The sequence below is a fragment of the Dysgonomonas sp. 511 genome (genome assembly GCF_010501105.1).
Lineage (GTDB): Bacteria > Bacteroidota > Bacteroidia > Bacteroidales > Dysgonomonadaceae > Dysgonomonas.
This window is the reverse complement of sequence record NZ_QVMQ01000022.1, coordinates 18101-32701: the sequence shown is the minus strand read 5'-3', so window position 1 is coordinate 32701 and position 14601 is coordinate 18101. Positions and strand designations below refer to the sequence as shown.

The 14601-nt window shown below is 33.8% G+C and carries 18 protein-coding genes and 2 pseudogenes; 6 read left to right on the top strand and 14 right to left on the bottom strand.

The annotated features are described in order from the left end of the window. From D0T57_RS15890 to D0T57_RS10650, 3 genes and pseudogenes are all read left to right on the top strand, one after another. Window positions 1-302, top strand: a pseudogene (locus D0T57_RS15890) (recombinase family protein); the annotation flags it as partial. Window positions 303-341: 39 nt separating this feature from the next. Beyond that, a complete protein-coding gene (locus tag D0T57_RS15885) occupies window positions 342-782 on the top strand; it encodes a tyrosine-type recombinase/integrase (RefSeq protein WP_368666921.1) in 441 nt (146 codons plus the stop codon). Window positions 783-798: 16 nt separating this feature from the next. Continuing rightward, window positions 799-1212, top strand: coding sequence for a hypothetical protein (locus tag D0T57_RS10650; RefSeq protein ID WP_221412302.1), 414 nt, complete (start codon window positions 799-801; stop codon window positions 1210-1212). An 85-nt stretch (window positions 1213-1297) separates the two neighbouring features. Here the strand turns inward: D0T57_RS10650 and D0T57_RS10645 are convergent, their stop codons facing one another. Continuing rightward, the gene (locus D0T57_RS10645) at window positions 1298-1585 is read right to left on the bottom strand and encodes an HU family DNA-binding protein (RefSeq protein WP_368666920.1); all 288 of its coding nucleotides are present in this window, start codon (window positions 1583-1585) and stop codon (window positions 1298-1300) included. Between the two features lie 82 nt (window positions 1586-1667). Between D0T57_RS10645 and D0T57_RS10640 the strand changes: the two genes are divergently transcribed. Further along, entirely contained in the window at window positions 1668-2225 is a 558-nt protein-coding gene (locus D0T57_RS10640; RefSeq protein WP_163273474.1) for a hypothetical protein, read from the top strand. Between the two features lie 366 nt (window positions 2226-2591). Here D0T57_RS10640 and D0T57_RS10635 read toward each other — a convergent pair whose 3' ends face one another. From D0T57_RS10635 to D0T57_RS10595, 9 genes and pseudogenes are all read right to left on the bottom strand, one after another. Continuing rightward, window positions 2592-5750: an SIR2 family protein gene (locus D0T57_RS10635; RefSeq protein WP_163273473.1), complete on the bottom strand. Its 3159-nt coding sequence runs from the start codon at window positions 5748-5750 to the stop codon at window positions 2592-2594. A 179-nt stretch (window positions 5751-5929) separates the two neighbouring features. Continuing rightward, window positions 5930-6814, bottom strand: a pseudogene (locus tag D0T57_RS10630) (replicative DNA helicase); the annotation flags it as partial. A gap of 178 nt (window positions 6815-6992) precedes the next feature. Beyond that, window positions 6993-7253 carry a helix-turn-helix domain-containing protein gene (locus D0T57_RS10625; protein WP_163273471.1) on the bottom strand — a complete coding sequence of 87 codons (261 nt, stop codon included), beginning with the start codon at window positions 7251-7253 and terminating at the stop codon, window positions 6993-6995. A gap of 5 nt (window positions 7254-7258) precedes the next feature. Beyond that, entirely contained in the window at window positions 7259-7531 is a 273-nt protein-coding gene (locus tag D0T57_RS10620) for a helix-turn-helix domain-containing protein (protein WP_163273470.1), read from the bottom strand. 2 nt (window positions 7532-7533) lie between these two features. After that, the gene (locus D0T57_RS10615; protein WP_163273469.1) at window positions 7534-7920 is read right to left on the bottom strand and encodes an RteC domain-containing protein; all 387 of its coding nucleotides are present in this window, start codon (window positions 7918-7920) and stop codon (window positions 7534-7536) included. Further along, complete coding sequence (locus tag D0T57_RS10610) at window positions 7917-8588, bottom strand: hypothetical protein (protein ID WP_163273468.1); 672 nt, start codon at window positions 8586-8588, stop codon at window positions 7917-7919. Before D0T57_RS10610 ends, D0T57_RS10615 begins: the two co-directional genes overlap by 4 nt. Beyond that, on the bottom strand, window positions 8585-9364 hold the full coding sequence (locus D0T57_RS10605; protein ID WP_163273467.1) for a ParA family protein: 780 nt from the start codon (window positions 9362-9364) through the stop codon (window positions 8585-8587). The genes D0T57_RS10610 and D0T57_RS10605 overlap by 4 nt, the downstream gene beginning before the upstream one ends. A gap of 35 nt (window positions 9365-9399) precedes the next feature. After that, on the bottom strand, window positions 9400-9648 hold the full coding sequence (locus D0T57_RS10600) for a DUF3408 domain-containing protein (RefSeq protein ID WP_163273466.1): 249 nt from the start codon (window positions 9646-9648) through the stop codon (window positions 9400-9402). Between the two features lie 27 nt (window positions 9649-9675). Further along, window positions 9676-10191: a DUF3408 domain-containing protein gene (locus D0T57_RS10595; RefSeq protein WP_163273465.1), complete on the bottom strand. Its 516-nt coding sequence runs from the start codon at window positions 10189-10191 to the stop codon at window positions 9676-9678. 507 nt (window positions 10192-10698) lie between these two features. Here D0T57_RS10595 and D0T57_RS10590 point away from each other — a divergent pair. Continuing rightward, window positions 10699-11139 carry a hypothetical protein gene (locus tag D0T57_RS10590; protein ID WP_163273464.1) on the top strand — a complete coding sequence of 147 codons (441 nt, stop codon included), beginning with the start codon at window positions 10699-10701 and terminating at the stop codon, window positions 11137-11139. After that, the gene (gene mobB / locus D0T57_RS10585; RefSeq protein ID WP_163273463.1) at window positions 11124-12407 is read left to right on the top strand and encodes a conjugal transfer protein MobB; all 1284 of its coding nucleotides are present in this window, start codon (window positions 11124-11126) and stop codon (window positions 12405-12407) included. Before D0T57_RS10590 ends, mobB begins: the two co-directional genes overlap by 16 nt. A 3-nt stretch (window positions 12408-12410) precedes the next feature. Here mobB and D0T57_RS10580 read toward each other — a convergent pair whose 3' ends face one another. The 4 genes from D0T57_RS10580 to D0T57_RS10565 all read right to left on the bottom strand — a co-directional run bounded on the left by D0T57_RS10580 (window position 12411) and on the right by D0T57_RS10565 (window position 14470). Next, window positions 12411-13211, bottom strand: a complete 801-nt coding sequence (locus D0T57_RS10580; RefSeq protein WP_163273462.1) for a hypothetical protein — start codon at window positions 13209-13211, stop codon at window positions 12411-12413. A gap of 144 nt (window positions 13212-13355) precedes the next feature. Continuing rightward, window positions 13356-13682 carry a helix-turn-helix domain-containing protein gene (locus D0T57_RS10575; protein ID WP_163273461.1) on the bottom strand — a complete coding sequence of 109 codons (327 nt, stop codon included), beginning with the start codon at window positions 13680-13682 and terminating at the stop codon, window positions 13356-13358. A 152-nt stretch (window positions 13683-13834) separates the two neighbouring features. After that, complete coding sequence (locus D0T57_RS10570; protein ID WP_163273460.1) at window positions 13835-14083, bottom strand: hypothetical protein; 249 nt, start codon at window positions 14081-14083, stop codon at window positions 13835-13837. Window positions 14084-14245: 162 nt separating this feature from the next. Next, a complete protein-coding gene (locus D0T57_RS10565; RefSeq protein WP_163273459.1) occupies window positions 14246-14470 on the bottom strand; it encodes a hypothetical protein in 225 nt (74 codons plus the stop codon). Window positions 14471-14601: the final 131 nt, after the last annotated feature.

Here is a 14601-nt window from a genome sequence, read left to right as displayed (position 1 = left end):
ATAACCCAAAAATTCTCAAAGAGTATTTAGAAACGGAAACAGGTAAAAATAATCATCGTCCTAAATTAGCAGAAGCATTAGAACAATGTAGGCAAACCGGTTCTATTCTAATTTGTGCCAAATTGGATCGTCTCTCCCGCAATGTAGCATTTACCAGTCGGCTGTTAGAAAGCGATGTAGAGATTGTTTTCTGCGATTTTCCCAAAGCCAATCGATTCATCCTGCATATCATTAGTTCAATTGCAGAGTATGAAGCCAGCCTAATTTCAGAACGCACCAAACAATCATTAAGAAGGCAGAAGACAGGAACAGCATCTTATATCCCTCTATTGGATATTCCCATGCTAATACTCGACAAGTATAAAGATACTGAATTTAGAGGCACAGGAGATAAAATTTTCAAATTACAAACCCATGTCAATATGAACTGGCAGTTGAAACGATTGGCAAAGCTGGCTAAGATAGACAAACGCCTGACATTCCATATGAGCAGATTTACTTTCGCCACAACAGTCTGCCTGACACAGGGTGTACCTATTGAAAGCCAGAGTCAGATGATGGGGCATTTGTCCATCAAGACCACTCAGATATATGCCGAAGTTACCCGAACTAAAATCAATGAGGATATGACGAATCTATCCAACAGAATAGTCGGAAAGTACGAATTGCCTGATAGTACAGATACTACCAACCAAGCCAAAATCTATAAACCGGGTAGAAGAAACAGACGATTCCCCGAAAGAGAACAAACCGATAATAATCAAGAATATCAAACATTATAGATAAAATATGAATAGCATGATAACAATAAATAAAGGTATTCTTACCATAGAAACAGATTATGATAACGGCAATCGAAAAAGTGTGATATTCAATCCTGTAAATGGGACTGTGTGGCTGGCTAAAGCTGATTTGTCAAATTTATTCGATATCAAACAAAGAATTATTGACTGTTGTATTGAGAATATTCTCAATACTAATATCTTGGATATGGAAAAAACCTGTAGATATCATACCATTGTAAATACCAGTCGGAATAAGGTAAAGTATGAGCCGTATGAACTTAACCTCGAATTTATTATTGCTCAGGCTTTCCGTATTGATTCGGAAAATGCACAGGTGTTAAGAAGATGGATTGTAGAACAGCTGGTTAATCCAAAACTAATAGACTTACCAGCATCCATATCCCGGCAACAGCATGAATGGAACTAGGGATAAGTAGTTATATAGATTGAAAGCAAAGCCATACTGAGGCTTTGCTTTCTTTTTTATTGATAATTCAATTATTATTATTTGCTTATTTTTTATCTAAAATAAATGCTTTGGATGGTTTAAAAGCAGGAATAGAATGTGCAGGAATAATGATTGTTGTGTTCTTGGATATATTACGTGCTGTCTTTTCTGCCCTTTCCTTAATAATAAAACTACCGAAACCTCTTAGATATACATTTTTACCTTTTTCTAAAGATAGTTTTACTTCTTCCATAAATGATTCGACAACCTTAAGGACAGATACTCTATCTATCCCTGTGTTCTGGGCAATCTGCGCCACTAAATCTGCTTTAGTCATAGTCCGATTATAAATTATTTGTTACCTTGCAAAGGTATTTATTATTTCCTTACCTGATAAATAATACACAGGCACAAATTATTAAAAAGACTTATAAATGGGACAAGACTTATATTATAGAGTATCAGCCGAACAGCGGGAACAATCCATGGAAGAAGTAAGGCGTACAAGAACTTTTCGTTATTTCATCGAGGAAAGGCCATATGAAGATCAGCAATGTCTTTTTAAAGAAATAGACAATATTCTGGAAAACGGAATACCATTTGAAGAATATATTCTCACAGGAATGAAGTATAGCAGTATGGTCGGAGAAACCGATTACAGGAAAGTTGCGGTTTTCTGTTTTGCGGAGACGATGAATGAGGTTATCTTAAGAAACAGGGAAAGGACAAAAAGTTTGCAACAGAGTCCTCATTTTACAGAAACTTACAATGATGTATTCAGCCAGATAACGGATTATTTGGAAAATAGACGAACCGATTTTCCGAAAGAAGCCTTACGTTGCCTATTCCTGCTGACCGACGAAGATTTAGACCCTCATAGGCAGGGATTAACGGCAACACGTTTGATTATCGAAAGTTATGCGTTTTGCTCCTCTGATAAACAAAGAGAAGAAATTGAAAGGCTGGTGAAAGAGTGTATGATAATCAATTAGGGAGAACAGCGTAATAGAATAAATGATCATTTATTATATAAAACAAATATATTATGGGGTTATTATCAAATAAAGATGATTAAAGTCTAATATTACAGGAATTAAAAACATTAAAGTCTGAAATAGTAAGCTTAAATGAAAAAGTTGAAGAACTGTCTTCTCAAAATAAAGAGTTAAAAGAATATGTTCAAAAAACAAGTAAAAATATTGTTGATAATCAGATCATCATAGAGAAACGCATCATCAAATGTGAAGAGGATTACTTGGAACCTACATTTAACAATACTTATAAAGGAACAGAGTGGATTTATGAAATGAAAGAAAAAATAAAAGGATAATTAAATTTATCCTTTTATTTTCAAATTATTATATAAAGAGCCTATAATCATAAGTTTTCCCTTCAAAACGAGACAATAATTTACCAATTCTAGCTATTTGGTTTGAGGAATCTATCGTTGAAGGAAGTTTTGAATACAAATCAAATGAGTTCCAATTCATTTTGGTTAAACCAAGTATTTCGGAAGCTATTATATTAATATCAGTTTCCCCATGATGTTTTGTGATCTTTAGAGGAGCCGGAATACTTCTTCCTCCTAAATAAAATTTATAGTTATTATGTCTAACAGACGGGACAATACCATGAGTCCATAATAAGGCTGTATATTTATTAGTTAGTATACATGTACCTCTTGAAATTGGGAATCGATCTACTTGTAGATTACCATTATATACACTCATTGCAACGAAACGAGCATCAGGTTCATAGTTTATTTCAATTAAATCAATCTTATGGATGCCTGCTTTATTTAAACTTGCTTTTATTCCATTAATCTCATCTTCCGTAAATTTGGTTCTTTTGTGTATTACTACCCTTTCAGGAAGTTTATCGAGAGAATGGTAAAATAGCTCTCTAATTGAAACTCCAAATTGAAATGCGTCTTTATAAGATAAATAGGGATTGGACTGTCTATCAAGATAAAAGTCGTCAATCTTAGATAGTTTATATTTTAGCCCTTGTCCGTTCGAATCATAGATGTGGCTACAACCAATAACTATTTCAGGTTTATCCTGAATTTTTGATACACTATAGCCAATTCCTGCATATGCAGTGTTTTTCTCCTGGTTATTCAATAACCATGGAGTCCTTAAAGACTTAACATAGAAAGATAAAGATAACCACCAATAAATTTGACATTTCAGATTGTCTTCTAAAGTATCTTCTCTTATTAACTGTGTTGAAATACCTCTTGATGCGGAGAAAGCCTTAATATAATCGTGCAAATCAAAACTCTCACCATCATTTGAATAGTTTTCAAAGGGCTGCCATTCCTCAGGAATAAATATAACAATTGTACTTTGTGTATGAGTATTTGCTATCTGGTCAATTTTAGTAGTGATAAGCCTAGCCAATAGCAAAGCATTTTCATGTGTATTGAGGCTATTATTACCTTGAAAATCTATATCGAACCAGTTATCTGTATCTTCAATATATGGAATATTTAGAGGGATATCAAATACTGATGAAAATCCCGGATAATCAATCAAATAATCAGGATTAATATTTTCAGTAGGATGCTTAACTTGTAATTGAGATAAAAAGTTGTAAAACTTACCGGAGTATTGTTTACCACAAATGACAGATAAATTAATTTCTTTTGAATAAATTACACCATTCAAATTCACATCATAAGGTCTATTGCAGACTAAGCCTCTCATGGGATGATAATCTCGAAATTCACTTTCACTTACTTTATTCCTAAAAATAAGTTGAGGTTCAAGAAATTGTATACCCTTAAATGGAGCTTGTTTTTTCTCGAAAGAGTTTGGACTAAAGGCTCTAAAACTAGGATCAAGCACATGTATTTCGCCATAAGCTGAATTACATGAAATTTGAAATTCAAAACCAGTTCCGGAAGATGCCGGATATTCAAATTTTAATCGTTGCCCATTAAAGAGTATTTTATTCCATTCTTCTAAATAATCATCATACTTATTATTATATAGCTTTTCCAATATAACTTTGCTGGTAGACTGCTTTTGCATTTTAGATATTTCTTCTGTAGAAGTTAAATGAATGGTCGGAGAGAAAGACAAATAAGCATAGTCTTTATTTTTATCAAAATACAATGATAAAAATATAGATTTATGTACTGATATATTTCCAGTTTTATTTTCTGCTGATTTAAACCATAACTTATCTCTACCATCTGTATCAACATTAGATTGGACAGAAAAATATTTTAATATCGCTTGTAGCATTAGCGATTTAAAAGAACTAACATTTTCAATATCGAATTTAGAGATTGGCTCACGTTTTATTTCTCCTTTCAGATGGTTCTTAAATACTCTGTTTATATCACTTAGAGTTCCTAACGCAAAAACTCTTTTCTTAAAAGGTATAGCACAGATATCAGTATCTTTTGTTATTGTCCTTAAGAAGCTCCAAGGTCTTTCACTTCCATAATCAATTTCAAATTGAAATACTTCTTTAGGAAAGACTATAGGATGTAAATTGCTTTTTATGTATTTGTCTGTTTTCTTGAAATTTAAAGAGAATTCTGTTTTGTTAATTTCCTCATTAACTGAATTCTTTAATGCATCATCTATCTTTTTGGATATACTTTGATTATCCTCAAATGCTGATTTTGATAAATGGATCATTGTTTTATCAAAACCGTCCGTAGCTATGTAATATGCTTCTCTCCCTGATTTTCTTATCTCCAACAACAACTCACAAATTTCAGGGCTAATATTATTTCCATATCCACACCAGTATAATCTTCCTGAACCTTTTCTTGTAAAGGCTTCTTTTAATGCTCCCATTAAGGACTTATCCCTACCACTAAAACCTAGTATAATCAAATTTTTATCTGTATGATAATTTGACAAATGGTCTTTAAAAACATCATTCTGTGAATCTAATTCTTTCTCTGTATTTTTTAATGTAGAGAATTTGTAATCCCCATGAAGTGCTATTGTAAGCAACTCTTTTGAACTTTGATTACGGTAGATTCTATCAACATTATCCAGCGTTATTTCAATTGGGGTTAGTTTATTTTGGTGGGCAGAACGGGCCGTTAATCCATCAAAGTTTGTAGTCCAAACAGCCTTTACAATATTGCAATCGGCTAAAAGGCATAGTAATTTATAGCCAATATATGGTTCCTTATTTTCTATTAAACTAAAGAAATACTTCCTTCTATCCTCGCTAATTGGATATGCTTTTTCTGCATAAAAACTATATTCTTCAGGCGAATCTAGTATTGGATATTCACCTTCATTATCCAGCCATTTTTGGATGCTTTTTCTGACTGCTTCTTCCTTGAAATTCTTATAATATTCAGATGCATTTATATTTTTTGATAAGTATATATCTTTTTTCCATTCCCAAATACAATCATATGCAGACTGAATACCTGAGCTAATTGAGGCTCCTGCCCCCAATAAAAAAGAGTGAGGAACATCAATATTCCTCTTAAAAGACCTTAAGAATGCATCGTATTCTAAGATTAAATCTTCTCCCATGAATTTTATATAAGTTTTTAAGTAGTTTTTATATGGATTTATGTTTCATAATTTAACAAATTATTTACCCTAAAAAATCCGATTATGATGTTTAGTTAATTTTAGAGATTATATTAAAATGGAGGATCTCCTTTATACAAATCTTTGTATTTATCGAGGATATCTTTATTTATTGGATAATCTTCTTCTTTATTCTCTTGGAATCTACAGAATTCACTTTTAAACCGCAATTGAATATCACCTGTGGCTCCATTTCTATGCTTAGCAATTATAATATCAGCAAGACCGAATAGACTATTCCCTTTCTCATCTTCATAAATATGATAATATTCGGGACGATGTATAAAACAGACTAAATCCGCATCTTCACAAAGAGTACCACTATCTCTTAAATCGGTCAATTGAGGTTTTTTCCCTTCTGCTCCTATCCTATATTTATCATATTCTATATTTCGATTCATTTGAGATACAACAATGATAGGTATATTCAATTCTCTGGCCAATGATTTAAGTTCTCTGGATATATAATTGATTTCGTTATAACGATTTTCTGAGTATTTATTGACAACAGTTAATCGTTGAACATAATCTATAAATAATATTTGAATTCCATTCTCTATTACCATTGCTTTGGCTTTCTCACAAAATTCCTGTATAGAAAGTCTTGCTGGACAATCTATATAAATAGGAGCATCATATAGTTCTTTAATCTTATAATCTAATTGTTCCCATTCATATGGAGCTAATTGACCATTTTTGATTTTTTCTCCTGGTATCTCGCAACAATTAACTATTAATCGGTTCATTATTTGAACATCTGTTTCCCCTAAAGAAAAAATTCCTATTGAAGTACTATGTTCTACAGCCATATTACGGATCATTGATAAAATAAATGCGGTTTTACCCATTGCAGGACGACCAGATATAACAATAAGGTCTCCATTCTGCCATCCGGAAGTGATTTTATCTAAACTTTCAAAACCTGAATGTAATCCGCTAATACCATCAGGTCTATTAGCCGCAACCTCTAGTTTTTGGAGTGCATTTTTTAGTAAATCATTTATGTGAAAGCAATTTGATTGAGATTGAGCATCTATATTATCGTCAACAAATAAATTTTCAGAATTATTATTTTGTGCCATATCGTTTGTTATTAATGATTTATCCAAAAGTACAAAAAACTAAGATGAAAAATACTATATTTTCATCTTAGTTTTTAACATATAACCAACAGATTAATATTTATATAAATAGCGATTCGATATCCTTCCGCCTATATAGTACTTTCCCTCCGATTTTAATAAACGGTATCTTCCCCGTATTCCTCCATTCCTGAAGAGTACGGGGCGAAATACAGAGAAGTTTACAAACTTCTTTGCTTGTCAGCAGTCTATTATCGTTCGAAGCTCTGTTTTTAAGAGCCAACTGAATGTTATCGAGCATTTTACCCAGAGCCGAGAAGAAAGATATAACCTCTTCTGATTTTCCGTTAACTATATCCATTGCTGTTATTTCTTTATTTGTGATTGTTCTATCAGATTTTCGATATCCGATTGCTTGTAATAGCACTTATGCCCTATCTGTGAGTAAGATAAAGTCCCATTATCCCTGTAAGATTGGAGTGTCCGCTTCGATATATTGAGCATCCCGCATACCTGTTCGTTGTTGAGCCATTCTGTTTTCGGATTGTTATTACAGAGTTTTTCGACCTGCTTCACAAAATCGTCGAACTGTTTTTTCATCAGGTCAAAAGTTCTTTTTTCTATAGCGACTATTTCCATAATTAATTCCTCCTTTTCCTAAAAATGCCATTATCCATGTCATCCATTCTTTGATTTAGTTTTACTTTCATCTCATCCAGAAACAGTGTCCGGCTGTCGGTGCGTCTGCGTATGGCACGGAATATATCATAGCAATCATTTACCGGAAAGGATAACATTTGAGAGAGATACTGAACAGCTTCCTGTATATCTATATCTCCGTCATTGAATCGTTTAGTTTCAAGTATTCCATATGCCAGTTCCACCAAATCACTTTTCGAGCCAGACCAATACAGGGGAGTATCAGGTTTATCCCCGGATATGGTTTTGAATATACGATTCAATTCTCCAACAAGCCTATTTATCTTTTCAAATTGAGCCTTGTCTATTGTTATTGTATTCTGTTTCATGTGCGTATAAATTTTGACAGGTTTCCTGTGTTGGAGCTGTTATTGTTATTATCCATTTCCGAATCTATTTCAGCTAACCTCAATATATTACCGGCTATTGCTTCCGCTCCATTGACCTGAGTAATGAACTGTTCGTACAGATTAGTTCCCTGTACTTTCTGTAGAATTTCAGGAACCTGCTTCTCTTCCTTTTCCGGTATAGGATTTCCCTGCAATGTCTTTGCCAGCAGTTCAAATTCATCCATTGTAAAAGACTGGTTTTTCTCATGAATAATATCCGCTTTCCCATTACCCTGATATAGGATAATATCTTCCTCCGAACTGATTGGTCCTGTATAACCGGAGAGAGGATTTTCTTCCTTCTCCAAATCGATGCTGTGAATAGGAATATTATTCTCTTCTACATCGACTGTAATCTTCCTGGTTTGTTCAGCCTGCCTTTGTTTTCGTTTGAGTTCTTCTTCTTTTAAGTTGAATTTTGATTTACCGATAATATCCGGAATATTTTTCGTTTCATCTTTTCGGATATCCATTGACTGGTTATCCGGCTTGCCTTGTCCTTTCTGTTGGTATTTTCTATCAAACCAGTCCTTAAACTCATTCCACAGATTCAAGCCTGCCATAAACAGACAGGTTATGACCAATGCTATTATTCCTATTGTTTTCATAGTCCTGTTATCTGAATTATTTCATCAACCAATAAATTCAGATTACTCCCTTTAAGCAAAGGTTTATCCGGAGGGAATATAGTAGAGAGAAACAAATAGTCATTACCTTCAATGGATTGTTCCCTATCATAACGGACACTCTTGGGAATCCGTGTTTCCAGAATTGGAATACCCAATTCCAATATTGCTTTCTCGTAATAAGAATATAATTCCGGTTTTTCTTTGGATGATACCATATTCCAAAATGGATATATGCCTCTTAGCTTTGTATTTCCCTGATTGACGGTTAGCATCTCATGGGTAGATATCATAAACGGCAGGGTACTTTCCATATTGATTCGGGAGGTAGTTATGGGAACAAACAGGTAATCCATGGCAAAGTAAGTTTGAACAACACTTTCATTATTGACTGTTCCCGGCAGGTCGAACAAAACTATATCATAAGATTGCTCTTCCGAGTACAGGAACTCTTTTGCCTGTTGCAAACCTGTTTCGGGTTGGCATGGAACTATCGGATAGGTCGGTTTATTTAGCTTGCTGAAAAATATTTCAGCCTTGTTTTGGTAGAAGCTGTTTCTTTCAATTTGTTCTGCTTCCCGTTGTCTCATTTTGTAAATACTCCATTGCGGATAATCACAATCGATAATCGCAACATTATATCCTTTGATATAATGCAGATAACTGGCAACAAGTGTCGTGAATACTGATTTTCCTGCTCCGCCCTTTTGAGTGCAAATTGCTATATACAAGGGTTGTCTGTTGTTATTTGCTGTCATAATTTTTAGTATTGAGTTGTTTTATTGATTGTTAATCATTTAATCGGTTTGCTGAATCTTAATGTGTAGAGTGTATTGATTTCTTCTTTATAGGTTTCGAAGTGATGTTGCAGTACGTTTTCTACAAATCCGCTGATGGTAAGCTTTTCATCTCCGATATTGTAAATAATATGCTTTATCACTTCAATAGTTGCTTTTTCAAGATAGATTCCCTGACGGCTTTCCAGTTCGTTGCGGTTCAGAAAGCTGGCTGAATATTGAATAATACGTTCATCTGTTGTCATAATCTTTTGTTTTATTGGTTATTTAAATTATTTGACCGGCTTTCTGATATTCTCCTCAAAAATTCGGTTTATCTCATCGCCATACAGTTCGATATGATGTTTGACGATATTATCCACTAGACCGCTGACACTTAACCGTTCGGAGCGTATGGAACGGACAAGGGTTTGCAGGACTTCATAGTTTTCCTTGTCGATATATAAGCCCTGTCGGTTGCTTAATTCGTTTCGGGCCAGAAACACATTTTCGTAATCGATAGAAGTCGCTTGTCCTTTTTTACGTTTTGCAGATTCTTTGGTTTTAGTCTCTTCTACATTTTTAGGACTATTTTGTATTTTAGATTCAGAATCTACCGGATTCTCTTTTTCCTGTTGCACATCTGCATCTTCGCTTACAGGCATATGAGCAGATATACCTGTTTTATTACCTGCAACAGCGATGTTACGAATAAACGCATTGGGGTTTATCTTCACTTCTGCTTTTGAGCTGGTATCCGTTGATATACCCTGTACTGCATCTTTGATTTTATTCTTTTCTTTATCCATATATGATTGGTTTTAATCGGTTATTCATATTACCATATATTATTTTAAGCATTTAGGCTTTTCTGTTTTTCCTCTTATATCAGTATGAGCAAATCGGCTTATTCGAAGCATTGCTTTTTTGCGATTCTCCTGCAAATAAAAACAGAAAATCAATCTCTTTTCAGATGTGTCGTTCCATGTCAACATATGGCATTAGTTGTCCACATCTACTATGATTTACAGCAGGTTATTACCACTAATTTTGTAGAGGAGAGATACCGGATAATGGAAACATTGATATGTTTCGTTGATGTAATTCCCGATTGTTAATGAGTAATCGCTTACGGTTCCAGCCAATGTCCGCCCCTTGTGCGGATTTTATTAGCGTCAGCTAATAGCAAGAAGTGTTTTGAGCATCAGAAAAATACTTTTTCATTCGCCCAAAACCTTCTTGCTCCAACTTTAGGGTTGGAGGGAAAGTTCTCCCAAGTCGAACTTTTAAGTAAAACCAATCAATAAGAAATGAATATGGAACATATTAATAATGGGGAGCAAGCTCCCAAAAGGAAAAGAGGAAGACCCAGAAAAGACGATATAAAAAAATATCGCCACATGATTCGCTTAACTGATAAAGAAAACCAACGGTTCCTTTCCATGTTTAACCAATCGGGGATGAGAAGTAAATCAAGATTTATAGCTAACTGTGTACAAAATCATAAGCTAAAGATTATCGAAATCAATAAATCTACGATTGATTTTGTGATGTTGTTGACACAATTTTTCACCCAATACAGAAGCATAAAGAATAATTACAATCAGCTTTTTGTCGCTTTAGTAAAAAACTTAGGAGAAGATAAAGCCCGCTTTATGATGAAAATAGTAGAAAAATCTACCCTTGAATTTATCCAAACCATGAAAGAATTTGAAAATATAGTTATCAAACTAAAGGAGAAATGCTTGCCAAAATAAGTAGTGGAAAATCGGTTTACGGTGTGTTGGCGTATAATAAAATCAAAGTAGATGATAACCAAGCCGATGTATTATACAGCCAAAAGATGTTCGATTCTATGGATGGTAAGTTCTCTATCCGGAATTGTATGGATTCCTTTTATCCTTATCTGGTGAAAAATAATAAAACCGAGAATGTAGTTTTTCATGCTTCACTTAATTCCGACCCGAAAGATAAGCTGTCCGATGAACAGTTATCAACTGTAGTTCAACGATATATGGAAAAGTTAGGGTATGGAAACCAACCATATATTGTTATCAAACATTTCGATATAAACAGGACTCATGCTCATATCATATCTCTGCGAATAGACGAAACAGGCAAAAAGATTAATGATAGTTATGAAGTAGCTCGTTCCATGAAGATATGCAAGGAACTGGAACAGGAGTTTAATCTTATCCCACTAAAGAAAGGACAGCGTGAAAGCGAAGCTCCTACAAAAAAGATAGATTACAAAGCCGGAGATTTAAAACATCAGGTAGGCAATATCACTAAATCCGTTATGGCTAACTATCATTTTCAGTCGTTCGGGGAATACCGTACACTATTGGAGCAGTTCAATGTAACGGTTGATGAGGTTAAGGGAGAATATAAAGGTAGACCTTACCGGGGATTGATTTATTCGGTATTGGATGAGAATGGAGAAAAGGTATCTAAGCCTTTCAAATCTTCTTTATTCGGAAAGTCAGTAAACACAGAAGCCCTGCAAAAGCATTTTGAAAAATCAAAAATCGTAATTGATAAGTCGGGTACTAAGGATAGATTAAAACCTATCATTAGCAGAGCGATGAACCAGCCCAATATCAATATAGATAGTTTCAGACAATCTTTATTAAAACAAGGCATTGGTTGTATATTCCGACAGAATGAGCAAGGACGGATATATGGTATAACTTTTATCGATTATCAGAATCGAACTATTCTCAATGGCTCCCGCTTAGGTAAGGTATTTTCGGCAAATATATTTAACGGCCTGTTCAAAGATTCTTCTGAAAGAAACATTGAACCAACAGCAGATAATAAAACTTCAATTGAAAAGAATCGCTCCGGCCAATTCACGGAATCCTCCGGAGTTCCGCAATCCACCGAAAGCGATAGCTCAAGTTTAGGCATTGGCTTGTTTGAACAGCATGGTACAGACTACGATGCGGAAAATTTTGTCCGGGAAAAAGAGAATGAGGAGAAAAGCAGAAAGAGGAAGAAGAAAAGAAAGAGCCGAGGACTATAAAAATTATATGTGGAGTTGTTCTTTTAACCCCAAATCATATCTATTGATATCAGTATCTATTAATTCGTAATTCTTAGCAAGCCATCTCAGTACTTCATTAGCCATTCGTATAGCTAAAAGGTTGTCCCCGGAAGATGTCTGTCCATGACCAATATATAAATATGATTTTTCATCAACATTGATACCGAAGGTATATCCCTTTTTTCTTAAGATACCAATTTCTTTATCAGACAAATCGGGACTCCATGTTATATTAGGCACTTCACTGGCAGAAATCAAATAATTCCAGTTTTTCTGTATAATGTGGATAAGGTCTGTATCGCTCCATACATTCTTATCATTGTGATTTTTTATATCTAAGGCATATGCTGTATCATCTGTAAATAAGATAAACAATAATGGACCTGTTCTTTCATTGAAATAATCAGTCGGATTTTTCTTTTTTGTGGATAAATGCAAATGATGTATTTTCCAATCATTAAATAAAGAGTCATGATAATCAGCATTAAATGATTCCTTACTCTGAAAGGGATTAATATCTTCTCCGCTTATTATCTTATCAAAAATGGAAAAAGTATCATTTCTATATTGATGAGTCAGTATTTTAGTCGATAGTTCTTTTGAAACCTGCATTTTCCTTTTTCCGACAAGTATATATTTTAACCTGAAGTTAAAATATCGAACTAATAGGAGGCTTGTTTTAGTATGTCTTTTATATTTTATCCCGAATTGTAGAAAAAAATCTTCTACAACTTTAATCATAGCCTCTTCAGCTCTTTTCCTTTCGTTTTGTAAAACTTCCATATTCAAGAATCAAAGATAGCCAATTTAGTAGAATTGGTAGAAAAGAGTTGTTAAAGAAAACTTTTCCCTTTGGATCAAAGACCTCTGTATTTTGTGAGAGGCCATTTGTCTAAAGGGAAAAATTTTGTTGGAGGCTAGGGTGGCTCATACATCATCTTCGGATACATCCTCATCCCATCTGACACGGGAAGAGCTTCCGTACTTTTTTACAAACTCCCGTATATCGCTGGCTTTATAATATACCCTCTCTTCGACTTTAAAATAAGGTAGAATCCCTTTGTCCCGATAGCGTTGGAGCGTTCTTTTGGAAACCTTGAAAAGAAAACATAAATCCTGATTATCCAGTATTTTCTCGTTGTCTTCCAATATATCGGAAGTGTTAACTAATGATTTTAGGTCTTTACCTATTTCATTCAATTTGCTAGATAGTTTCTCCATCCAACTTAGAAAGTCATCATTATCTAAATACATATTGTTTCTTGTTTTGAAATTAATAAACCAATTAATTCCAATCGATTGGCAGGACAAAACTCAACAGAATAAATCAATAAAAATAGAGGAGTACATAGATACTCCCCAAATCGAATATGTAAGAATCATATAATCAAATATTTGCAAAGTTATTATTTTTCATCTTTTAGCCTGTTCTTGTTACGAGATTCACGAATAATAAGATTTTTCAGATAATCCAGAGCCTTAGTCCGATTGAATGGTTTGCGTCTGAATACGGTTGATTTACTTTTATAAACATCACCCTGATTATAATTGAAGGCTTGTTCTAACTCATCAGATATGTGAATTAGTGCAGAAGGATTTCCATATTCGTCGAAAAATTCACCTGTTAATTGTAGTGATGTGGCAATTTCTCCCATACCAATAATCCCCAAGCCGTCAGACTTAGGGATAAAATATACTTTTGATTCCTTATGTGTATAGAATCTGTAACCGGAAGTTGTTTTGTCTGCAAAATGATTAGCTTATACAATTCGATTTCAGAGTCAATATACCAGATTGCTTTTTGCAAATACAGATTCTTAAGGGTATTTTTTTTCCTGTTCGTATAGAGAAAATGCCTGTAAAGACATAAATTCTATACGAGTTAAATTCAAAACTCGAATATTAGCTATATAATCATTCTCAGATTGAAATAAATATTTTACATCTTCTATTAATTCATCATAGGCTTTGTCTAGTTCAGTGTTAGTTATTATATCTAAATTGTTGAGTAGTTTTAATAAAGCCGGTTCTAATTTTCTCATAATTACAAACAGTTAAATTAATACTGAACCTCTATGGATATAATTTGGATAATTAGCGTTGGCTTTTTAAAAAGAATACTTTTTATTCATTTATTTACTCAGATTGTTAACAAAATATTATCAGTACATAT